The organism is Streptomyces lavendofoliae (genome assembly GCF_014649735.1).
GTDB lineage: Bacteria > Actinomycetota > Actinomycetes > Streptomycetales > Streptomycetaceae > Streptomyces > Streptomyces lavendofoliae.
This window is the reverse complement of the sequence record NZ_BMTP01000013.1, coordinates 1-19,028: the sequence shown is the minus strand read 5'-3', so window position 1 is coordinate 19,028 and position 19,028 is coordinate 1. Positions and strand designations below refer to the sequence as shown.

General features: G+C 73.1%; 21 protein-coding genes. 9 read left to right on the top strand and 12 right to left on the bottom strand.

Annotated elements, in window-relative coordinates:
- Positions 1 to 5 precede the first annotated feature (5 nt).
- The gene (locus IE109_RS23235; protein ID WP_189552978.1) at positions 6 to 596 is read right to left on the bottom strand and encodes a suppressor of fused domain protein; all 591 of its coding nucleotides are present in this window, start codon (positions 594 to 596) and stop codon (positions 6 to 8) included.
- Positions 597 to 1,069: 473 nt separating this feature from the next.
- Here IE109_RS23235 and IE109_RS23230 point away from each other — a divergent pair, with 473 nt between their 5' ends.
- Together IE109_RS23230 and IE109_RS23225 are read left to right on the top strand one after the other, a co-directional pair.
- Positions 1,070 to 2,203: a magnesium and cobalt transport protein CorA gene (locus IE109_RS23230; RefSeq protein WP_189552977.1), complete on the top strand. Its 1,134-nt coding sequence runs from the start codon at positions 1,070 to 1,072 to the stop codon at positions 2,201 to 2,203.
- A gap of 23 nt (positions 2,204 to 2,226) precedes the next feature.
- Positions 2,227 to 2,733, top strand: a complete 507-nt coding sequence (locus tag IE109_RS23225; protein WP_189552976.1) for a hypothetical protein — start codon at positions 2,227 to 2,229, stop codon at positions 2,731 to 2,733.
- A gap of 74 nt (positions 2,734 to 2,807) precedes the next feature.
- Here IE109_RS23225 and IE109_RS23220 read toward each other — a convergent pair whose 3' ends face one another.
- On the bottom strand, positions 2,808 to 3,584 hold the full coding sequence (locus IE109_RS23220; RefSeq protein ID WP_189552975.1) for a hypothetical protein: 777 nt from the start codon (positions 3,582 to 3,584) through the stop codon (positions 2,808 to 2,810).
- 176 nt (positions 3,585 to 3,760) lie between these two features.
- Between IE109_RS23220 and IE109_RS23215 the strand changes: the two genes are divergently transcribed.
- From IE109_RS23215 to IE109_RS23205, 3 genes are read left to right on the top strand one after another with little or no spacing between them, the layout of a single operon-like run.
- Positions 3,761 to 5,041: a magnesium transporter MgtE N-terminal domain-containing protein gene (locus IE109_RS23215; protein WP_189552974.1), complete on the top strand. Its 1,281-nt coding sequence runs from the start codon at positions 3,761 to 3,763 to the stop codon at positions 5,039 to 5,041.
- Complete coding sequence (locus IE109_RS23210) at positions 5,031 to 5,600, top strand: DUF1003 domain-containing protein (protein WP_189552973.1); 570 nt, start codon at positions 5,031 to 5,033, stop codon at positions 5,598 to 5,600. The genes IE109_RS23215 and IE109_RS23210 overlap by 11 nt, the downstream gene beginning before the upstream one ends.
- A 43-nt stretch (positions 5,601 to 5,643) precedes the next feature.
- A complete protein-coding gene (locus IE109_RS23205; protein WP_189552972.1) occupies positions 5,644 to 6,777 on the top strand; it encodes an Mrp/NBP35 family ATP-binding protein in 1,134 nt (377 codons plus the stop codon).
- 72 nt (positions 6,778 to 6,849) lie between these two features.
- Here IE109_RS23205 and IE109_RS23200 read toward each other — a convergent pair whose 3' ends face one another.
- From IE109_RS23200 to sigE, 5 genes are all read right to left on the bottom strand, one after another.
- Complete coding sequence (locus tag IE109_RS23200; protein WP_189552971.1) at positions 6,850 to 7,530, bottom strand: hypothetical protein; 681 nt, start codon at positions 7,528 to 7,530, stop codon at positions 6,850 to 6,852.
- A 128-nt stretch (positions 7,531 to 7,658) separates the two neighbouring features.
- Positions 7,659 to 8,084 (bottom strand): sec-independent translocase, encoded by a 426-nt coding sequence (locus IE109_RS23195; RefSeq protein WP_189552970.1) that lies wholly within the window; start codon positions 8,082 to 8,084, stop codon positions 7,659 to 7,661.
- Positions 8,085 to 8,305: 221 nt separating this feature from the next.
- Positions 8,306 to 10,045, bottom strand: a complete 1,740-nt coding sequence (locus IE109_RS23190; RefSeq protein WP_189552969.1) for a S1C family serine protease — start codon at positions 10,043 to 10,045, stop codon at positions 8,306 to 8,308.
- Positions 10,046 to 10,137: 92 nt separating this feature from the next.
- Positions 10,138 to 10,941, bottom strand: a complete 804-nt coding sequence (locus IE109_RS23185) for an anti-sigma factor family protein (RefSeq protein ID WP_189552968.1) — start codon at positions 10,939 to 10,941, stop codon at positions 10,138 to 10,140.
- Positions 10,938 to 11,699 carry an RNA polymerase sigma factor SigE gene (sigE, locus tag IE109_RS23180; protein WP_189552967.1) on the bottom strand — a complete coding sequence of 254 codons (762 nt, stop codon included), beginning with the start codon at positions 11,697 to 11,699 and terminating at the stop codon, positions 10,938 to 10,940. Before sigE ends, IE109_RS23185 begins: the two co-directional genes overlap by 4 nt.
- A 144-nt stretch (positions 11,700 to 11,843) precedes the next feature.
- Between sigE and IE109_RS23175 the strand changes: the two genes are divergently transcribed.
- Entirely contained in the window at positions 11,844 to 12,509 is a 666-nt protein-coding gene (locus IE109_RS23175) for an O-methyltransferase (protein ID WP_189552966.1), read from the top strand.
- 89 nt (positions 12,510 to 12,598) lie between these two features.
- On the opposite strand, the gene IE109_RS23170 is transcribed toward IE109_RS23175, so the two are convergent.
- The gene (locus IE109_RS23170; RefSeq protein ID WP_003966491.1) at positions 12,599 to 12,766 is read right to left on the bottom strand and encodes a DUF3117 domain-containing protein; all 168 of its coding nucleotides are present in this window, start codon (positions 12,764 to 12,766) and stop codon (positions 12,599 to 12,601) included.
- Between the two features lie 312 nt (positions 12,767 to 13,078).
- On the opposite strand from IE109_RS23170, the gene chcB reads away from it, so the two are divergent.
- On the top strand, positions 13,079 to 13,861 hold the full coding sequence (gene chcB / locus IE109_RS23165; RefSeq protein WP_189552965.1) for a 2-cyclohexenylcarbonyl CoA isomerase: 783 nt from the start codon (positions 13,079 to 13,081) through the stop codon (positions 13,859 to 13,861).
- Between the two features lie 111 nt (positions 13,862 to 13,972).
- Here the strand turns inward: chcB and IE109_RS23160 are convergent, their stop codons facing one another.
- Both IE109_RS23160 and IE109_RS23155 read right to left on the bottom strand, forming a co-directional pair.
- A complete protein-coding gene (locus IE109_RS23160; protein ID WP_189552964.1) occupies positions 13,973 to 14,563 on the bottom strand; it encodes a DNA-3-methyladenine glycosylase I in 591 nt (196 codons plus the stop codon).
- Positions 14,560 to 14,991, bottom strand: coding sequence for a hypothetical protein (locus IE109_RS23155; RefSeq protein ID WP_189552963.1), 432 nt, complete (start codon positions 14,989 to 14,991; stop codon positions 14,560 to 14,562). Before IE109_RS23155 ends, IE109_RS23160 begins: the two co-directional genes overlap by 4 nt.
- 104 nt (positions 14,992 to 15,095) lie before the next feature.
- Here IE109_RS23155 and folP point away from each other — a divergent pair, with 104 nt between their 5' ends.
- A complete protein-coding gene (gene folP / locus IE109_RS23150) occupies positions 15,096 to 15,956 on the top strand; it encodes a dihydropteroate synthase (protein ID WP_189552962.1) in 861 nt (286 codons plus the stop codon).
- Positions 15,957 to 15,996: 40 nt separating this feature from the next.
- On the opposite strand, the gene IE109_RS23145 is transcribed toward folP, so the two are convergent.
- Both IE109_RS23145 and dapE read right to left on the bottom strand, forming a co-directional pair.
- The gene (locus IE109_RS23145; protein ID WP_189552961.1) at positions 15,997 to 16,767 is read right to left on the bottom strand and encodes an LOG family protein; all 771 of its coding nucleotides are present in this window, start codon (positions 16,765 to 16,767) and stop codon (positions 15,997 to 15,999) included.
- A gap of 77 nt (positions 16,768 to 16,844) precedes the next feature.
- Positions 16,845 to 17,924 (bottom strand): succinyl-diaminopimelate desuccinylase, encoded by a 1,080-nt coding sequence (gene dapE / locus IE109_RS23140; RefSeq protein ID WP_189553266.1) that lies wholly within the window; start codon positions 17,922 to 17,924, stop codon positions 16,845 to 16,847.
- Between the two features lie 10 nt (positions 17,925 to 17,934).
- Between dapE and IE109_RS23135 the strand changes: the two genes are divergently transcribed.
- Positions 17,935 to 18,870 (top strand): VldE C-terminal domain-containing protein, encoded by a 936-nt coding sequence (locus IE109_RS23135; protein ID WP_373297759.1) that lies wholly within the window; start codon positions 17,935 to 17,937, stop codon positions 18,868 to 18,870.
- Positions 18,871 to 19,028: the final 158 nt, after the last annotated feature.

Sequence of the window (19,028 nt, the reverse complement as noted above, 5' to 3'; positions counted from 1 at the left end):
CCGCGTCAGCCGAGGTCCACCGAGCCGCGCAGCGGATCGCGCAGGTCCGTGCCCGCCGCCAGCCACCGCTCCTGGAGCGCCTGCGCGCCGTGCACCCGCTTCCACGCCGCCTCGTTGGGCGTCATCGGCAGCAACGGCAGGAACCGCACGGGGTCCATCGGCGCGTCCAGCGCCAGATCCTCGACCAAGCCGCCCGCCTCGGCGACCAGCACGGAGGTGAACGGCGCGCCTGGCCACAGGGGTTCGCCGGTGTCCAGCGACGCGCCCGGCGCGACGACCACGCCCTCGACCTGCGGCGAGGCCGCGAGCACCGCCAGCGGGCGCAGCACCTTGTCGGTGTCGGCGAGCCCCGCGCGCACGCTCAGGAGCAGCTCGGCGCGCGGGCCCTTCACGGGGTCGGCGAGGGCGGCGGTGGGGTCGGTCATCGGCTGGGCCGACATACCGAGGGTGGCGTACCTCACCAGGCCGAGAGCGGCGTCCGGGAAGCGGAGGACCTCGATGCGGTCGGTGCCCAGAAACGTCACCGCGGCGCGCGCGTCCGGTTCACCGAGGGCGGTACGCAACCGGGCCTCGACCAGAGCAAGAACTTCTCCCATGCGGGGAGCATAGAGCGCGTATGGAACGGGCAAAGTAAGGGATTGACTCTCAGTCGGCTGATAGTGTTGGCCGTCTGCTGGTCGGGACAGCACGCCGGGGTACGTCCCCAGCGGTGGCTGGGGAGTCGCTTCCCCGTCCCGACAACACGTCATCCCTTACGGGGGACCGGCCGGAGGAGGTGGGGCTGCGGTGGATCGAAGTCGACCGTGCAGTACCAACCGCTCTTCCGCCCGCGGCTTTTCTCTGTGACCTGAGAGGCACTCCGCCTGCCCGCTCGCGCTCGTCCCGGCGGAGCCTGGGAGTGAGGTCACGGCTATTCGCACGACGGAAGAGCACACCGTTTTGCCTGTCTGTAGCGAACGCCGTCACCGCGATCCCGCGGTGCCGCCCGCTTTGCGGACGTAAGGAACGCCACGTCCTCATTCCGGGCTGTGCCACGCCCCGCGACGGCCTCTCCGTGAAGGAGCCAGCCATGTCGATGATCCGTGACCTGCGCGCAGCGGTCCGCCCGTCCCTGCGCAGGAGCAGTGCCCCCTACAACACGTACGCCTCCTACGACGCGACCCGCGACCCGTCGACGTCCACCGCGGTCGTCGACTGCGCCGTCTACCGCGACGGCCGCCGGCTGAAGGACGACAGCAGCGACACGTGCCTCACGCCGCGCGAGGCCATGCGCCGGGTGCGCGACGGCGGCGGCTTCGCGTGGATCGGCCTGCACGAGCCGACGGAGGCCGAATTCGCGGGTATCGCCGCGGAGTTCGGGCTGCACCCGCTGGCCGTCGAGGACGCGGTCCACGCCCACCAGCGCCCCAAGCTGGAGCGGTACGACGACACGCTGTTCACCGTCTTCAAGACCATCCACTACGTCGACCACGCGGAACTCACGGCCACCAGCGAGGTCGTCGAGACCGGTGAGGTGATGTGCTTCACCGGCCGGGACTTCGTCATCACGGTGCGGCACGGCGGGCAGGGTTCGCTGCGCAACCTGCGGCACCGGATGGAGGGTGAGCCGGAGCTGCTCGGGAAGGGCCCCTCGGCGGTGCTGCACGCGATCGCCGACCATGTGGTGGACGGCTACATCGCGGTCGCCGACGCGGTGCAGATCGACATCGACCAGATCGAGATCGACGTCTTCTCGCCGCCGGCGAAGGGCTCCACGCGCGGCACCGACACCGGGCGGATCTACCAGCTCAAGCGCGAGGTACTGGAGTTCAAGCGCGCCGTGTCGCCGCTGCTGCGGCCGATGCAGCTGCTGAGCGAGCGGCCCATGCGGCTGGTGGACCCCGACATCCAGAAGTACTTCCGGGACGTCGCCGACCACCTGGCCCGTGTCCAGGAGCAGGTCATCGGCTTCGACGAGCTGCTGAACTCGATCCTCCAGGCCAACCTGGCGCAAGCGACGGTCGCCCAGAACGAGGACATGCGCAAGATCACCTCCTGGGCGGCGATCGTGGCCGTGCCGACGGCGGTGTGCGGGGTGTACGGCATGAACTTCGACCACATGCCGGAACTGCACTGGAAGTACGGCTACCCGATGGTGCTCACCGGGATCATCGGGATCTGCTTCGCCATCCACCGCACGCTGAAGCGCAACGGCTGGCTGTAGCCGGACTGGCTAAGCTGCGGGTCATGACAAGCGCATTGCTCGACCGGGCCCTCGTCGAGGAGGCCACCAAGAAGTCCGGCCTCATCTGGGTACGGGGCGAGGGCCCGGCCCGCGCGCTGTGGCACGTGTGGGTCGACGGGGCGGCGCACGTCGTCGGTGACGGCCCGGGCGAGCAGCCGCTGCCGGGGCTCGCGGACGGCTCGGTGGCCGAGGTGACGGTACGCAGCAAGGACAAGGGCGGCCGCGTGGTCGCCTGGACGGCCGCCGTGTCGGAGCTGGCCGCCGGCTCCGAGGCGTGGGAGGCGGCGGTCGCGGAGCTGAAGGGCAAGCGGCTGAACGCCCCGGACGCGGAGACGATGACCGAACGCTGGGCGCGCGAGTGCCGGGTGCTGCGGCTCACCCCGCGGGACGCGACGACCGCCCACCCGGACGGCTCGCTGGCGGCGCCCCCGCTCCCCACACCGGTCACCACCCGGCACCCGGTCCCGGCGGCGCTCCCCCGCCTGCTGCTGAAGCGCCGCAAGCGCTAGGGGCGGGCGCCGGGGCCGGGACGCGCCGGTGCCAGGCCCGGGGCCGGGACGCGCCGGTGCCGGGCGCGGGGGCGTCAGTCGCTGGTGCGGGGGAGCTGGCGGCCGTAGTCGAGGGTCTCGTCCCTGGACGGGGCCGTCAGCGGGAAGACCTTGTTCCAGTCCGACAGGACGACCACGCCCGCCCCGCCGCCCCGGGCGAACTGGAGGGGGTAGGGCGTGCCCTCCAGGGACACGTCGAGGGTGCCGCCCTCGCCCTTGGGGCCGCCCGCCACCTTGATCGTCCTCATGCCGCCGATCTTGGAACGGTCGCCCTTGACGAGGTCGCCGTGCAGCTCCAGCAGCCCGTCGAGCAGAACGTTCATCTCGGTGAAGCCGCGCAGCTGCTTGTAGGAGGGATCGTCCTCGGGCACCTTGACGTACTTGTCGCCGAGCTTGTCCGCCGCCCCCGTACCGGAGTCGTCCGGCTCGTCGCCCTCGCCGTCCGTCGCGCTCGACCAGAAGTCCGCGTCCGCCTTCAGATACAGCGCGTCCCCGACCCGCAGCAGCTCGAAGGTGGACGTCCTGGTGACCACCGACCCGGCCGCGCCGGCCCGGTTCAGCCGCATGTTCAGCTCGTACGTGCCGCCCTTGCTGACCAGCGACCCCGACAGGCGTACCGCCCGGGCCGCGCCGGCCGCGGCCCGCGCCTTGGACTCGATCGCGGTGGCGGACAGCTTGCCCACCCCGTTCGTACCGGCGTCCGGATCGGGCGGTTCCTCTCCACAGGCGGTGAGCACCGCGGACAGTCCGACGCACAGCGCGACGGGGAGAGCGGCCCGGCGGGCGCGCGAAGCCGGGGCGAGAAAGGTCACCAGCGCACTGCCTCTCATCAAACCGTGGGGGGTTGGCAGACCGCAGCGTACCGGTGCCGTATACGACCGTCGGCCAAGAGCCGTACGGACGCCCTGCCTGGGCGACCCGCACCAGGACGGGCTAGCCTGAACCGGCACAAACCATGGCGATCCAGGCGGACGAGGAGGTGTGCGGCATGGCGGCAGGCGCTTCCCGGATCTTCGTCTCCCATCTCGCCGGCATCCCGGTCTTCGACCCGAACGGCGACCAGGTCGGCCGGGTGCGCGACCTCGTCGCGATGCTGCGCGTCGGCCGGCGCCCGCCCCGCCTGCTCGGCCTGGTCGTGGAGGTGATCGGGCGCCGCCGGATCTTCCTGCCCATGACCCGGGTCACCGGGGTGGAGTCGGGCCAGGTCATCACCACCGGCGTGCTCAACGTCCGCCGCTTCGAGCAGCGCCCCACCGAGCGCCTGGTCCTCGGCGAGCTGCTCGACCGCCGCGTCCGGCTGGTCGAGGACGGCGCGGAGGTGACCGTCCTGGACGTGGCCATCCAGCAGCTCCCGGCCCGCCGCGACTGGGAGATCGACAAGGTCTTCGTCCGCCGGGGCGGCGGAGGGGCGCTGCGCCGCAAGGGCGAGACGCTCACCGTCGAGTGGTCGGCCGTCACCGGGTTCTCGCTGGAGGAGCACGGGCAGGGCGCCGAGAGCCTGGTCGCCACGTTCGAGCGGATGCGCCCGGCCGACCTCGCTAACGTCCTGCACCACCTCACCCCCAAGCGCCGTGCCGAGGTCGCCGCAGCCCTCGACGACGACCGGCTCGCCGACGTCCTGGAGGAGCTTCCGGAGGACGACCAGATCGAGATCCTCGGCAAGCTCAAGGAGGAGCGGGCCGCCGACGTCCTGGAGGCCATGGACCCCGACGACGCCGCCGACCTGCTGTCCGAGCTGCCCGAGGAGGACAAGGAGCGGCTGCTGACGCTGATGCGGCCGGACGACGCCGCCGACGTACGGCGTCTGATGTCGTACGAGGAGCGCACCGCGGGCGGTCTGATGACCACCGAGCCGATCGTGCTGCGCCCGGACGCGACGGTCGCCGACGCGCTGGCGCGGGTCCGCCAGCAGGACCTCTCCCCCGCCCTCGCCGCCCAGGTGTACGTGTGCCGGGCGCCCGACGAGACGCCGACGGGGAAGTACCTGGGGACGGTGCACTTCCAGCGGCTGCTGCGCGATCCGCCGTTCACCCTGGTCTCGGCGATCGCCGACACCGACCTGGCGCCGCTGTCCCCGGACACCCCGCTGCCCTCGGTGACCAGCTACCTCGCCGCCTACAACCTGGTCGCCGCCCCGGTGGTGGACGAGAGCGGGTCGCTGCTCGGCGCGGTCACCGTCGACGACGTGCTCGACCACCTGCTGCCCGACGACTGGCGGGAGACCGAGTTCGATCCGGAAGGCGAGAGCGAGGCCGCGCATGGCGCATGAGCGTCCGGGCGAGCCGCCCTCGTCCCGCATCCGGCTGGACCAGCCGCGCATCCGGCGGCCCAAGCTGCTGCCGGAGTACGACCCCGAGGCCTTCGGGCGGCTGTCGGAACGGGTCGCCCGCTTCATCGGCACCGGGCGGTTCCTGGTCTGGATGACGGTGATCGTCGTCGTCTGGGTGGTGTGGAACATCTCGGCGCCCGACGAGCTGCGCTGGGACGAGTACCCCTTCATCTTCCTCACCCTCGCCCTGTCGCTCCAGGCCTCCTACGCCGCGCCTCTCATCCTGCTGGCGCAGAACCGGCAGGCCGACCGGGACCGGGTCAACCTGGAGCAGGACCGCAAGCAGAACGAGCGGTCCATCGCCGACACCGAGTACCTGACGCGGGAGATCGCGGCCCTGCGGATGGGCCTCGGCGAGGTGGCCACCCGGGACTGGATCCGTTCGGAGCTGGAGGACCTGGTGCGGGAGCTCGACGAGCGCCGGAACGGCCGCCGGGACGACCGCCGGGATCTATTCCCGCCCGGCGCGTCCCGCGGGAGTGACGAACCCGACCGCTGACAGGGCTTTCCGGGGGCCGGGTCCGGCGCCGTACCATCTCCGTATGGTTACGGAAGACGCGGTGCGCGAAGCACTGGCGACGGTGAACGACCCCGAGATCAACCGACCGATCACAGAACTCGGCATGGTCAAGTCGGTGGAGATCGGTGCGGACGGGGCGGTCGCCGTCACCGTCTACCTCACGGTCTCCGGCTGCCCCATGCGCGAGACGATCATCACCCGCGTGACCGAGGCGGTCTCCCGCGTGGAGGGCGTCACCGGTGTCGACGTCACCCTCGACGTGATGAGCGACGAGCAGCGCAAGGAACTCGCCACCGCGCTGCGCGGCACCACCGCCGAGCGCGAGGTGCCGTTCGCCAAGCCCGGCTCGCTGACCAGGGTGTACGCCGTGGCCTCCGGCAAGGGCGGCGTCGGCAAGTCGTCCGTCACCGTGAACCTGGCGGCGGCGATGGCCGCGGACGGGCTGAAGGTCGGCGTCGTGGACGCCGACATCTACGGCCACAGCGTGCCGCGCATGCTGGGCGCCGACGGCCGTCCCACCCAGGTCGAGAACATGATCATGCCGCCGTCGGCGAACGGCGTGAAGGTCATCTCCATCGGCATGTTCACCCCCGGCAACGCGCCGGTGGTCTGGCGCGGTCCCATGCTGCACCGCGCGCTCCAGCAGTTCCTCGCGGACGTGTACTGGGGCGACCTGGACGTCCTGCTGATGGACCTGCCGCCGGGCACCGGCGACATCGCGATCTCCGTCGCGCAGCTGGTGCCGAACGCCGAGATCCTGGTCGTCACCACCCCGCAGCAGGCGGCGGCCGAGGTCGCCGAGCGGGCCGGCTCCATCGCCGTGCAGACCCACCAGAAGATCGTGGGCGTCGTGGAGAACATGTCGGGCCTGCCCTGCCCGCACTGCGACGAGATGGTCGACGTCTTCGGCACGGGCGGCGGCCAGAGGGTCGCCGACGGCCTGACGAAGACCACCGGGACCGCCGTTCCGGTGCTGGGCTCCATCCCCATCGACGTACGGCTGCGCGAGGGCGGCGACGAGGGCAGGCCGGTCGTCCTGTCGGACCCCGACTCGCCCGCGGGCGCGGCGCTGCGCTCGATCGCGGGCAAGCTCGGCGGCCGCCAGCGCGGCCTGTCGGGCATGTCGCTGGGCATCACCCCGCGCAACAAGTTCTGAGGGCGGTACGCGGAAGGGGCACCGCTCGGTGAGCGGTGCCCCTTCGGCGTGCGGTTGTGCGGGCGTGTGCCGCTACGCGTACGCCGTGATGTCCCGCACCACCGCGAACGCCAGACCGTAGGCGCTCATCCCCCGTCCGTACGCACCCAGATGGACGCCGGTGGGCGTGGAGCCGGCCAGCACCCAGCCGTACTCCGACTCCCGGTAGTGGAACGGCGTGGGGACACCGTCGACGGGCAGGGAGAGCGTCGACCACTCCGGGCCGTCCAGGTCGTCGGCGAGCTCGAAGGCGGCCTCGGTCTGCTGGTCCAGCCAGTCGTCCCTGAGCGTGTGGTCCAGCTGCGGCGGCCAGGTGTAGGCCAGGAGGCCGGAGCCGGCCAGCCAGGCGGCGGACGACACGCTGGTGGCGTCCAGCACCCCCGTACCGTCACCGCTGCGGCGCACGGGGCTCGCGGCGACCGTCACGACGGCGGCGAACCGCTCCCTCTCGGCCCCGGTGGCGTCGAGCCGGTCAGGCCGTATCGACGGCTCGTCACCGTGGCCGATCGAGCCGTGCTGCACCGTGCCGTCGGCGGACGTGCCGACCTGCATCAGCCAGCGCGGCCCGGTGAACGCCTCGTCCAGCCCGTACCAGGGGAACGAGGCCCGCAGGTAACCGTCGACCGTACGCCGGGCCGCGGGCGTGTCCGCCCCGGACGCCGATGCGGTGCCCGGTGCGGCACCTTGCGCCCCCACTCGACTCGTCGTCTCCATCTGCCCGGCCGCCTCCTCGTTCGTGGAGTCCGGTGCGGCACGCCCCGACGGGCGCTCTCGCAACCGGACAGATGGAGAGGATAGCCACCTGACGCGGGGTCTTTCCGGAAGAGCGGCGCGGGAGGGCTTCAGGTGGCGTCGGCGTCGAACGGCGGGCGGTCGCCCTCGGCGGGCTTGTCGCCCTTCTTCAGCAGGTCCGTGCCCCCGACCGCGGCCGGGACGGACGTGTCCGGCTCGCGGCCGTTCACGGCGTCGGCGACGTCGTTGATCTCCTTCTTGAGATCGAAGCTGCCGCGGATCTCCTTGAGCTCCTCGTTCTCCGTCAGCTGCTTGCGGATGAACGTCTTGGGGTTCAGGTCCTCGAACTCGAAGTCCTTGAACTCCGGACCCAGTTCGCTGCGGATGTCCTGCTTCGCGCTCTCCGAGAAGTCACGGATCTTGCGGATGAAGCCGGAGACGTCCTGGATGACCTTCGGCAGCTTGTCGGGGCCGAAGACGAGCACGGCAAGGACCACGAGCACCACGAGCTCGAGTGCGCCTATGTCATTGAACACCTTGCTGCTCCTTCGGGGTCCGGCCCGTGATCAGGGTTCGAGGTCCGTGGCGACGTCCGTGGTTCGAGATCCGTGGTACGAGGTCCGCGGGGCCGTCCGGGCCCGGGGCCCGTACCACGGTACCTGGCCCGGCTGTCGCCGTGGTACCTCCCGGCGACCTCGGGGTGGCCCCCGGGTGGCCCCGCGGTGGACGGCTCCGCCGTGCGGCCCGCCCCCGGGGGTCAGCCGCCCGACGAGGAGCCGAGCGTCAGCGTCTTGGTCTGTTCCCGGCCCCCGCGCTCCAGGGTGAGCCGCAGCCGGTCGCCGGGGCGGTGGGCGCGGATCTTGACGATCAGCTCCTCCCCGCTGTGCACGCGCTGCCCGTCCACCTTGGTGATGACGTCGCCGGGACGGACGCCCGCCTTGGCGGCCGGACCACCGGGGGTGACGGAGGCGCCGCCGTCCTGCGCCTTCTCGCCGACCCGCGCGCCGTCGCCGGTGTACTTCATGTCGAGGCTCACCCCGATCACGGGGTGGTCGGCCTTGCCGGTGTTGATCAGCTCCTCGGCGACGCGCTTGCCCTGGTTGACCGGGATGGCGAAGCCGAGCCCTATCGAGCCGGCCTGCCCGCCGTCGGGGCCCGAACCGGTGTCGGCGGCGCGGATGGCGCTGTTGATGCCGATGACCCGGGCCTTGGAGTCGAGCAGCGGACCGCCCGAGTTGCCGGGGTTTATCGGGGCGTCGGTCTGGAGGGCGTCGACGTAGCTGACGTCGCTGCCGTCACCCTTCTCGCCGCCCGCGGTGATGGGCCGCTCCTTGGCGCTGATGATGCCGGAGGTTACGGTGTTCTGGAGGTCGAAGGGGGCGCCGATGGCGACCACCGGGTCGCCGACGCGGACGTTGTCGGAGTTGCCGAGCGGCAGCGGCCTGAGGTTGGCGACGCCCTTCACCCGGACGACCGCGAGGTCGTAGCCGCTGTCCTTGCCGACCAGTTCGGCCGTGGCCGTCTCGCCGCCGCTGAAGGTCACGGTGATGTCGCCCGAGGTGCCGGCCGGGTCGACGACGTGGTGGTTGGTGAGGATGTGCCCCTGCCGGTCGAGGACGAAGCCGGTGCCGGTGCCCTGTTCCCCGCCACCGCTGACATGGAGGGTGACGACGCCCGGCAGCGCGCTGGCCGCGATGCCGGCGACGCTGTCGGGCGCGCGGTCGCCGTCGTCCCGCCCGGCCTGCGGGAGCTCGACCGTGGTCAGCCCGCCGTTCCGTTCGAGGTACGCGCCGACCCCGCCGCCGAGCACGCCGGTCAGCCCGGCGAACAGCAGCGCGGCGACCACGGCGGGGCCGCGGCGCCGCCCCGTGCGCGGCGCGCCGGTGGTGGACCCCCCGGGGTGCAGGAGCGGCTGGTGCTGGTGCTGTCCGCCGGGGCTGCCCCAGGGGTCGTACTGGAGCCACTGCGACGACTGTGGCAGGGGCTGCGCCTGCTGCGGGACCGCCGGAGCGGCGGGCCCGGCATGGGCGGCGGGCGCGGCGTGGGCGGCGGACGCCGGGTGGGGGGCAGGACCGGCGTGGGCCTGCTGCGGGGCGGGCGACGCGCCCGGCGCGGCCTGCGCCGGGGCGGGCGGCTGTGGGTGCGGTTGCGGCGGGGTCTGCCCGGGCACGGTGCCCGGCTGCGAGGTGCCCGGGACGGGCGGGGCGGGCGGGACGGCGGTGCCGTGCGCCGGGGTCGCCAGGGGACGCTGTACGGGCGGTGCGGGCGCCCAGGGGCCCGGCTCGCCGTAGGGCGGGGTGCGGTACTCGTCGGGCTGGTGCAGCGGCTGCGGGCGGACCGCCGCCGCGACCGCCGCCGGCGCCTCGCCGCCCTCGGGGGCGGGCGGGGGCGTCCGCTCGGCGCCGTCGCCCGGGGCGGGGGGCCGCGTCGCCCCGTGCTCCCGCGCCGGACGGCTCCACCACTTCGGCTTCGGCCCCGTGGGCTTCCCGTCGTCCATGTTCTCCCCGCTGCGTGCCCGTGCCGCGCCCCCTCGGGGCGCCCCTGCGCAGGATTCAACCAGGTCGGGCGGCCCCCGCGCAGGGGGCCGGGTCAGCGCCCCGCGGGGACCGGGACGGAGCCGGGCGAGGGAGCGGGCCCCGAACGGGTGGCGGCGGGGCGTATCAGCGGTGCGGGCGGGGTGGCGTTCAGCGCGCTCACCGCTCCCGGCGGTACGGGCGGTACGAACGGGTGGGAGCCGGGGCGCTGCACCGCGTGCAGCGGGACGGCGGCCAGCGGGCCGGCCGGCCGGTCGGTCACCCTGACCGGCCCGTACCCGCCGCCGCGGCGGCGGTTGGTGTCGCCGGTGCCCGTACCGGCGCCCTGTGTCTGCTGGGACGACCGCGCCGGCGTCACGTTGTTGCCCGTGCCGTCACCCCGGGCGTCCACCGTCGCGACCGTGGGCAGCGCGCCGCCCAGGGCGATCGCCGCGAAGGACACCGCGCTGGCGGCGGCGAACGCGAACCTCCGGCCGCGCCAGGAGGAGCGCTCCGCCTCCTGGCGGCCCACGTCGTGTATGCGGAAGCCCGCGTCCGGCCCCCCGGCGTAGCCGAAGGTGCCGGGTCTCATGCCGAGGCCCTCGCCGCCGAAGGGACCGCCCCGGTCGTCGCCGCCCGGACCACCGCCGGGCAGCCCCTGGAGGCGGGCGAGGAGCCCCTCGGAGGGGGGCGGCGGGGCGGCCTGGGCGAACACGCTCTTCAGCCGGCGCTGCGCGTCGGCCTCGGCCTTGCACTTGGGACAGGTCGCCAGATGGGCGAGGACCCGCTCGCGGGCGTCATGACCGAGCTCCCCGTCGACGAGCGCGGCGAGGCGGTCCCCCAGGTGCTGTTCCGCTGGGGTCGGACCGGTGGTACTCACGCGGGTCCGCCCTCCCCGCCCACGGCCACGAAGGCGCGCTGCTCGGCCCGGGCCTCGGGCGACCGGTGCTTGAGGGCCTTGCGCAGGTGCGAGCGGCCGCGGTGGATACGGCTGCGGACCGTGCCGAGCTTGACGCCGAGGGTCGCGGCGATCTCCTCGTACGACAGTCCCTCGATGTCGCACAGCACCACCGCGGCGCGGAACTCGGGGGCGAGGGTGTCCAGGGCCTGCTGGACGTCGGCGTCGAAGTGCGTGTCGTGGAAGACCTGCTGCGGCGACGGCTCGCGGCTGGGCAGCCGCTCCGCCGCGTCGTCGCCGAGCGCGTCGAACCGGATGCGCTGCTTGCGGCGCACCATGTCCAGGAAGAGGTTGGTGGTGATGCGGTGCAGCCAGCCCTCGAAGGTCCCGGGCGTGTACGTGGACAGCGACCTGAAGACACGGACGAAGACCTCCTGGGTGAGGTCCTCGGCGTCGTGCTGGTTGCCGGTCAGGCGGTATGCGAGGCGGTAGACCCGGCCACTGTGCGTGCTGACGATCTCCTCCCACGAGGGCGGAGTCCACGCCTGCGATTCCGCATCCGATGCGAAGGTCGCGGTGGTGGGTGCGAAGTCGGCGGGCATGGAACGGTCAGCGGTGTCGGTCACGGATTTCGGCTCACCCGCCGACCTGAGAAAGCGCCGCAGCACTCCTCCCCGATCCACAGGCGCAGCCGCACCTCCCCTATCGGCTCTGGTGGTGTCCAGTGGAGCCCCTACCATAGCCACCTCGCCCGTTAGCTCCGGATAAGAATCTTTGCGTGAATTTGGGACCGTCTTCGGCTCTTGATCCATGTGCTCCCCCCACCCCCTCTTAACGCGCGGTCCCATCTGCGGGTTCCCGGGCCCGAACGGCTACAGTCACCGTTGCGCCAACTACGGGGACAGGAGAGGGTCATTACCGCCAACCGGCAGACGAGCTGGGCGTTCGCCGACGCCTTTGTCGCCGAGGACGACGCCCTGCGCTGGGCCCGTGACCGGGCCCGGGACGCGGGGCTGCCCTCGGTGTCGCCAGGCACCGGCGCCGCGCTGCGTCTGCTGGCGGCCACGGCGGACGCCAAGGCGGTCGCGGAGATCGGCACCGGTACCGGGGTGTCCGGGATCTATCTGCTGGAGGGCATGCGCCCCGACGGCGTCCTGACCACGGTGGACCTGGAGCCGGAACGCCAGCAGTTCGCCAAGCAGGCGTTCCGGGCGGCCGGCTTCGCGGGGAACCGGGCGCGTTTCATCCCCGGCCGGGCGCTGGACGTGCTGCCGCGGCTCGCGGACGGCGGCTACGACCTGGTCTTCTGCGACGGTGACCGGCTGGAGAGCCTGGACTACCTCGCCGAATCGTTGCGTCTGCTGCGACCGGGTGGCCTGGTCTGTTTCGAGGGCGTCTTCGCCGACGGCCGTACGGTGGACTCGGCGGCCCAGCCGGCCGAGGTGCTCAGGTTGCGGGAGCTGCTGCGGACGGTGCGGGAGAGCCAGGAGCTGCTGCCGACGCTGCTGCCGGTGGGCGACGGACTGCTGTGCGCGGTGCGGCGGGGCTGACCCGGGTGCGGGCGCGCATGCGAGAGCCCCGGCCGGTCGCGTCGCCGCGCACCGTGCCGGGGCTCTCGGAAAAACAGGGGGCGTCCGCGTCAGCCGACGACCTTCTTGAGTGCGTCGCCGAGCGCGTCGGCCTCGTCCGGAGTCAGCTCGACGACAAGCCGACCGCCGCCTTCGAGCGGAACGCGCATGACGATGCCCCGCCCCTCCTTTGTCACCTCGAGCGGGCCGTCGCCCGTCCGCGGCTTCATGGCCGCCATGCTCGTTCCCCTTCCTGAAACCAGCTCATCGTCGCCGACGGCCCTCTGGCATGGGCACGCATCACCGGCATCGAACACATTGCTTCCAGGTCATTATCCCGCATGGCAGGACCCGATGACCAACATCGGTCGGCATCGCTTGCGCAACGCGCTCTTACAAAACCGTCCATTTCGGCGGTACGCCTGCGATACTTCGCCGCCGCGCCCGGCGCCCGGACCGGGCTTTCTTTGACGCAGGTCACATGTCCGCGCGCGATGATCTCCGCCATGCTGGGCCTGACATCACCGCCGGAGCCGCAAAGGGGACCTGCCATGGCCGACACCGTGCTGTACGAGGTGAGCGACGGACTCGCCACCATCACGCTCAACCGGCCCGACGCCATGAACGCGATGAACACGCAGGCGAAGATCGCCCTCCGGGACTCGCTCCTCGCGGCGGCGGAGGACACCGCCGTCCGGGCGGTGCTGCTGACGGCGACGGGACGGGCGTTCTGCGTGGGCCAGGACCTCAAGGAGCACGTGGCGCTCATCGGCACCGAGCACACGATGAGCACCGTGAAGGAGCACTACAACCCGATCGTGCGGGCCATCGCGGGGATGCCCAAGCCGGTGGTCGCCGGGGTGAACGGGGTGGCGGCCGGGGCGGGCTTCGGCTTCGCGCTGGCGGCGGACTACCGGGTGGTGGCCGACACGGCGTCGTTCAACACCTCCTTCGCCGGGGTGGCGCTGACCGCCGACTCGGGCGTCTCGTGGACGCTGCCCCGCGTGGTGGGCCCGGGGCGGGCGGCCGACCTGCTGTTCTTCCCGCGCTCGATCACGGCGGAAGAGGCGTACGAGCTGGGCATCGCGACCCGGCTGGTTCCCACGGCCGACCTGGCGGCCGAGGCGCGGTCCGTGGCCCGCACCCTCGCCGAGGGCCCGACGCTGGCGTACGCGGCGCTGAAGAAGTCCCTGGCGTACGGGGCGTGCCACACGCTCGACGAGGCGCTGGACAAGGAGGACGAGCTCCAGACGCTGGCGGGCGCGTCCGAGGACCACGGCATCGCGGTGCGGGCCTTCCTGGCCAAGGAGAAGCCGAAGTACCTCGGCCGCTGACCACCGGGCCGGCCCGGTGGTCCGAGGCGGGTCCGGGCCCGGCCGACGATCGGGGACGGTGATCCGGGGCGGCGCTCCGGAGCGGTGATCCGGAGCCGGCCACCGCCCCGGTCAGGCGCGGGCGGCGCCGCGGGCCACGCAGTCGGCGAGGTGGTCGTCGACCAGGCCGCATGCCTGCATCAGGGCGTACGCCGTGGTCGGGCCGACGAAGCGCAGGCCCTGCTTCTTGAGCTCCTTGGACAGCGCCGTCGACTCGGGCGTGACCGCCGGGACGTCGGCGAGCGTGCGGGGCACCGGGCGGGAGGCGGGGTCCGGGGCGTGGGACCAGATGAGGGCGTCCAGCTCGCCGGGCGCCCAGCCGGCCAGTACGCGCGCGTTGGCGAGTGACGCGTCGATCTTCGCGCGGTTGCGGATGATGCCGGTGTCCGCCAGGAGCCGGTCCCGGTCGGTGTCGGTGAACTCCGCGACGGCGGCGATCCGGAAGCCCGCGAACGCCCGGCGGAAGCCCTCGCGGCGGCGCAGGATCGTGATCCAGGACAGGCCCGACTGGAATGCCTCCAGGCAGAGCCGTTCGAACAGGGCGTCGTCGCCGTGGACGGGGCGGCCCCACTCCTCGTCGTGGTACCGGACGTAGTCCTCGGCGGACAGGCCCCAGGGGCAGCGCGGCAGCCCGTCCGGGCCCGGCACGGCCTCGCCGGTCACCGGCCCCGCTCCTGGTCCCGCTCCTCGTCCGGCGTGCGGCCGGGCCCGTCGTACGGGGCCGGGTCATCGGGCCCGTCGTACGGGCCGGGGTCGCCGGGCCCGTCGTACGGGGCCGGGTCATCGGGCCGCTCCCCGCGGGCGCCCGCCAGCGCGGCCTCCAGCTCGGCGATCCGCGCGTCCCGCTCGGCGAGCTCGGCGCCCAGCCTGCCCAGCACGTCGTCGACGTCGGCCATCCGGTAGCCCCGCGGAGCCAACGGCAGCCGCAGCGCGTCGAGGTCGGCACGGCTCACCGGCCGGGTCAGCGGCAGCTGGTCCACGGTGTGCTCCGGCGGCGCGTCGGGCAGCACCTCGCTCTCCCCGCCGCCGACCACGGCCAGAGTGACCGCGGCAACGACCACGACCATCGCTACAGCCAAGAACCAGAACACGACCGTGCCTCTCCACCGGGAGCGAAAACCCAACGGTGCCGATCGTGCCATGCGCCGCCGACGGTTAAGGTCGCAGGCGACCGAACGCGAGAAGGAGACACGGGATGCTGCGCTTGGGACGGCGTGAATTCGACGCGCACGAGCCGGTGATCATGGCGATCGTGAACCGGACCCCGGACTCCTTCTACGACCGGGGCGCCACGTTCCGCGACGAGCCGGCGCTCGCCCGGGTCGAGCAGGCGGTGGCCGAGGGCGCCGCCATCATCGACATCGGGGGGGTGAAGGCCGGTCCCGGGGAGGAGGTGACGCCCGAGGAGGAGGCGCGGCGCACGGTCGGTTTCGTGGCCGAGGTGCGGCGGCGGTTCCCCGACGTGGTGATCAGCGTCGACACCTGGCGGCACGACGTCGGCGAGGCCGTCTGCGAGGCCGGCGCCGACCTGCTGAACGACGCGTGGGGCGGCGTCGACCCGAAGCTCGCCGAGGTGGCCGCGCGGTACGGCGCGGGGCTGGTGTGCACCCACGCGGGCGGCGCCCGGCCGCGCACCCGGCCGCACCGGATCGCGTACGACGACGTGATGGCGGACATCCTGCGGGTGACCGTGGGGCTGGCGGAGCGCGCGGTGGAGCTGGGCGTGCGCCGCGACGGCATCATGATCGACCCCGGCCACGACTTCGGGAAGAACACCCGGCACAGTCTGGAGGCGACCCGCCGGCTGGGCGAGATGACGGACACGGGCTGGCCGGTACTGGTGTCGCTGTCCAACAAGGACTTCGTCGGCGAGACGCTCGACAAGCCGGTCAAGGAGCGGGTGCTGGGCACCCTCGCGACGACCGCCGTCTCGGCGTGGCTGGGCGCGCGGGTCTACCGCGTCCACGAGGTCGCCGAGACCAGGCAGGTGCTGGACATGGTGGCGTCCATCGCGGGGCACCGTCCCCCGGCGGTCGCCCGCCGGGGGCTGGCATAGTCCCCGCCCGTCCCCGCCCGTCCCGGCCCGTCCCCGCCGGTCAGGGGTGGCCGGGCCCGGTCTCCTTGGTGACCAGGGCGACCGCCTCGTCGACGTCGTCCGTGACGTGGAAGAGCATCAGGTCGTGCTCCGACGCCTTGCCCTGGGCGATGACCGTGCCGCGGAGCCAGTCGACCAGGCCGGACCAGTACGCCGTGCCGAACAGCACGATCGGGAAGCGGGTGACCTTCCGCGTCTGGACCAGGGTCAGGGCCTCGAACAGCTCGTCCAGGGTCCCGAGCCCGCCGGGCAGGACGACGAAGCCCTGGGCGTACTTGACGAACATCGTCTTCCGTACGAAGAAGTAGCGGAAGTTGACGCCGATGTCGACGTGCGGGTTCAGGCCCTGCTCGAAGGGCAGCTCGATGCCGAGGCCCACCGAGACGCCCCTGGCCTCCCGCGCGCCCTTGTTCGCCGCCTCCATGGCGCCGGGGCCGCCACCGGTGATCACCGCGAAGCCGGCCTCGACGAGCGCCCGGCCGATGCGCACGCCCGCCTCGTACTCCGGCGTGCCCGCCGGGGTGCGGGCCGAGCCGAAGACGCTGATCGCGCTGGGCAGTTCGGCCAGCGCGCCGAAGCCCTCGACGAACTCCGACTGGATGCGCATGACGCGCCACGGGTCGGTGTGGACCCACTCGGAGTCACCGGCGGTGTCCAGCAGCCGCTGATCGGTGGTGCCGGGCTGGACCTGCTCCCGCCGGCGCAGTACCGGCCCCAGCCGCTGCTCGGCCAGCGCTCGCAGTCCTTCGGCCTCGGCCTCGGGGTTGCCCATGATCCGCTCCCTCCGCTGAACATCGTTTCCCGCTCAGGGTAGGACGGAGGACGTGACAAAAGGCGAAATTACGGAGGTCAGGCAGTGAGCCAGTCGTACAGTCGCCGTTCACAGTGCGTGATCCGGTCGACGGCGACGTGCTCGTCCCGCTTGTGCGCGAAGAGCGCGTCGCCGGGGCCGTAATTGACGGCGGGCACGCCCAGGGCGCTGAACCGCGACACGTCGGTCCAGCCGAACTTGGGCTGCGCGGTGCCGCCGACGGCCGCCATGAAGGCCGCGGCCGCGGGGTGCGACAGCCCGGGCAGGGCGCCGCCGGTGTGGTCGTCGACCACGAACTCGTCGACGCCGCAGTCCGCGAACACCTCGCGCACATGGGCCTCGGCCTCCGCCATGGAGCGGTCGGGCGCGTAGCGGTAGTTGACGGTCACGGTGCAGACGTCGGGGATGACGTTGGTGGCCACCCCGCCCTCGATCCCGACGGCGTTGAGGCCCTCGTGGTACTCCAGCCCGTCGATCACGGGGCGGCGCGGCTCGTACACGGCGAGCCTGGCCAGGATCGGGGCGGCGGCGTGGATGGCGTTGGACCCCATCCAGCTGCGCGCGGAGTGGGCGCGCTCCCCCTTGGTGCGCAGGTGGACCCGCAGGGTGCCCTGGCAGCCGCCCTCGACCTGGCCGTCGGACGGCTCCAGCAGGATGGCGAAGTCGCCCTCCAGCCACTCGGGGTGTGCGTCGGCCACATGCCCGAGGCCGTTGAGGTGGGCGGCGACCTCCTCGTTGTCGTAGAAGACGAACGTCAGGTCGCGGTTGGGCTCCGGGACGGTCGCCGCGATGCGCAGCTGGACCGCGACGCCGGACTTCATGTCCGAGGTGCCGCAGCCCCACAGGATCCCGTTCTCGTCGAGCCGGGAGGGGACGTTGCCGGCGATCGGGACGGTGTCGATGTGCCCGGCCAGGACCACCCGCTCGGCCCGGCCCAGACGCGTCCGGGCGACCACGTTGTTCCCGTGCCGGTCGACGGTCAGGTGCGGCAGGGTGCGCAGGGCCTGCTCGATCGCGTCGGCGAGGGGCTTCTCGGTCCCGCTGACCGAGGGGAAGTCGACGAGCGCGGCGGTGAGCGCCGGGCCGTCCTGCGTGAGGTCCAGCACGGTGGCGGGCATGGTCTCGGACATGGTGCCGAGCCTATCCCGGCCCTCCAGTACGGTGGGCTCCGTGTCCGAGTCCACCCGCCCCCGCCGACCGAGGATCGCCGTCGCGCTCGCCGTGCTGCTGGCGCTGATCGCATACGTCGTCGTGCAGTACGCGACCGGCGGCAAGGACGCCCCTCACTGCCTCGTGGGCAGCGGGAACAACACCTACCGGTTCACCCCCGAGCAGGCCTCCAACGCCGCGACGATCTCCGTGGTCGGCACATCGCGCGGGATGCCCGAACGCGCGGTCACCATCGCGCTGGCGACCGCCCTCCAGGAGTCGGCGCTGCGCAACATCCGGTACGGCGACCGCGACTCGCTCGGCCTGTTCCAGCAGCGGCCCTCTCAGGGCTGGGGCACCAGGGAGCAGATCCTCGACCCGGTCTTCTCGGCCGGCAAGTTCTACGACCACCTCGCCGAGGTGCCGGGCTATTCTCGGCTGCCGCTGACGGTGGCCGCGCAGCGCGTGCAGCGCAGCGGCTTCCCGCAGGCGTACGCCAAGCACGAGCCGGACGCCTCGCTGCTCGCCGCCGCGCTCACCGGGCGCTCCCCGGCGTCCCTGACGTGCACGACCGAGCGCGGGCCGGTGCGGGCCGGCGACCCGGCGAAGGTGCGGGCGGAGCTGAAGAGGGCGTTCGGCGAACTGCCGCCGGGCGGGGCGGCGCCCGAGATCGCGGTGCCGGTCCACAGCGTGGCCGCCGGGGCGTCCGGCCCCGAGGGCGCCACGCCGGGCGGCGGTTCGCGCGGCGGCTGGGAGCGGGCGCAGTGGGCGGTGGCCCGGGCGGACGCCCTGGGGATCGCGGAGGTGTCGTACGCGGGCCGGGTGTGGAGCGCGGCGGAGTCCGACGCCGGCTGGCGCACCGCCGACGGCGGGGCGCGCTCCGACGAGGTCCGCATCCGGGTCACGGGCGAGTAGCCCCCTCGCCGCCGGCCCACCCCGACGAGCGTGCCGTGCCCGGGGGGGGCCGTGGTCCGGGCGGGACGCCCGCCGAGTCGCCGGGCCGAGGGCCGGGTCAGACCGCGTAGTCGCCGGTCAGGGTCGCGCCGGTGGTGTGGTCGCCGCGCTCGGTGATC

What these genes read in the sequence shown, in the direction of transcription:
- IE109_RS23235 (WP_189552978.1), bottom strand. Translation starts at nt 596, where the DNA reads ATGGGAGAAGTTCTTGCTCTGGTCGAGGCCCGGTTGCGTACCGCCCTC.
- IE109_RS23230 (WP_189552977.1), top strand. Translation starts at nt 1,070, where the DNA reads ATGTCGATGATCCGTGACCTGCGCGCAGCGGTCCGCCCGTCCCTGCGC.
- IE109_RS23225 (WP_189552976.1), top strand. Translation starts at nt 2,227, where the DNA reads ATGACAAGCGCATTGCTCGACCGGGCCCTCGTCGAGGAGGCCACCAAG.
- IE109_RS23215 (WP_189552974.1), top strand. Translation starts at nt 3,761, where the DNA reads ATGGCGGCAGGCGCTTCCCGGATCTTCGTCTCCCATCTCGCCGGCATC.
- IE109_RS23210 (WP_189552973.1), top strand. Translation starts at nt 5,031, where the DNA reads ATGGCGCATGAGCGTCCGGGCGAGCCGCCCTCGTCCCGCATCCGGCTG.
- IE109_RS23205 (WP_189552972.1), top strand. Translation starts at nt 5,644, where the DNA reads ATGGTTACGGAAGACGCGGTGCGCGAAGCACTGGCGACGGTGAACGAC.
- IE109_RS23200 (WP_189552971.1), bottom strand. Translation starts at nt 7,530, where the DNA reads ATGGAGACGACGAGTCGAGTGGGGGCGCAAGGTGCCGCACCGGGCACC.
- IE109_RS23190 (WP_189552969.1), bottom strand. Translation starts at nt 10,045, where the DNA reads ATGGACGACGGGAAGCCCACGGGGCCGAAGCCGAAGTGGTGGAGCCGT.
- sigE (WP_189552967.1), bottom strand. Translation starts at nt 11,699, where the DNA reads ATGGTAGGGGCTCCACTGGACACCACCAGAGCCGATAGGGGAGGTGCG.
- IE109_RS23170 (WP_003966491.1), bottom strand. Translation starts at nt 12,766, where the DNA reads ATGGCGGCCATGAAGCCGCGGACGGGCGACGGCCCGCTCGAGGTGACA.
- chcB (WP_189552965.1), top strand. Translation starts at nt 13,079, where the DNA reads ATGGCCGACACCGTGCTGTACGAGGTGAGCGACGGACTCGCCACCATC.
- folP (WP_189552962.1), top strand. Translation starts at nt 15,096, where the DNA reads ATGCTGCGCTTGGGACGGCGTGAATTCGACGCGCACGAGCCGGTGATC.
- IE109_RS23145 (WP_189552961.1), bottom strand. Translation starts at nt 16,767, where the DNA reads ATGGGCAACCCCGAGGCCGAGGCCGAAGGACTGCGAGCGCTGGCCGAG.
- dapE (WP_189553266.1), bottom strand. Translation starts at nt 17,924, where the DNA reads ATGCCCGCCACCGTGCTGGACCTCACGCAGGACGGCCCGGCGCTCACC.
- IE109_RS23135 (WP_373297759.1), top strand. Translation starts at nt 17,935, where the DNA reads ATGGTGCCGAGCCTATCCCGGCCCTCCAGTACGGTGGGCTCCGTGTCC.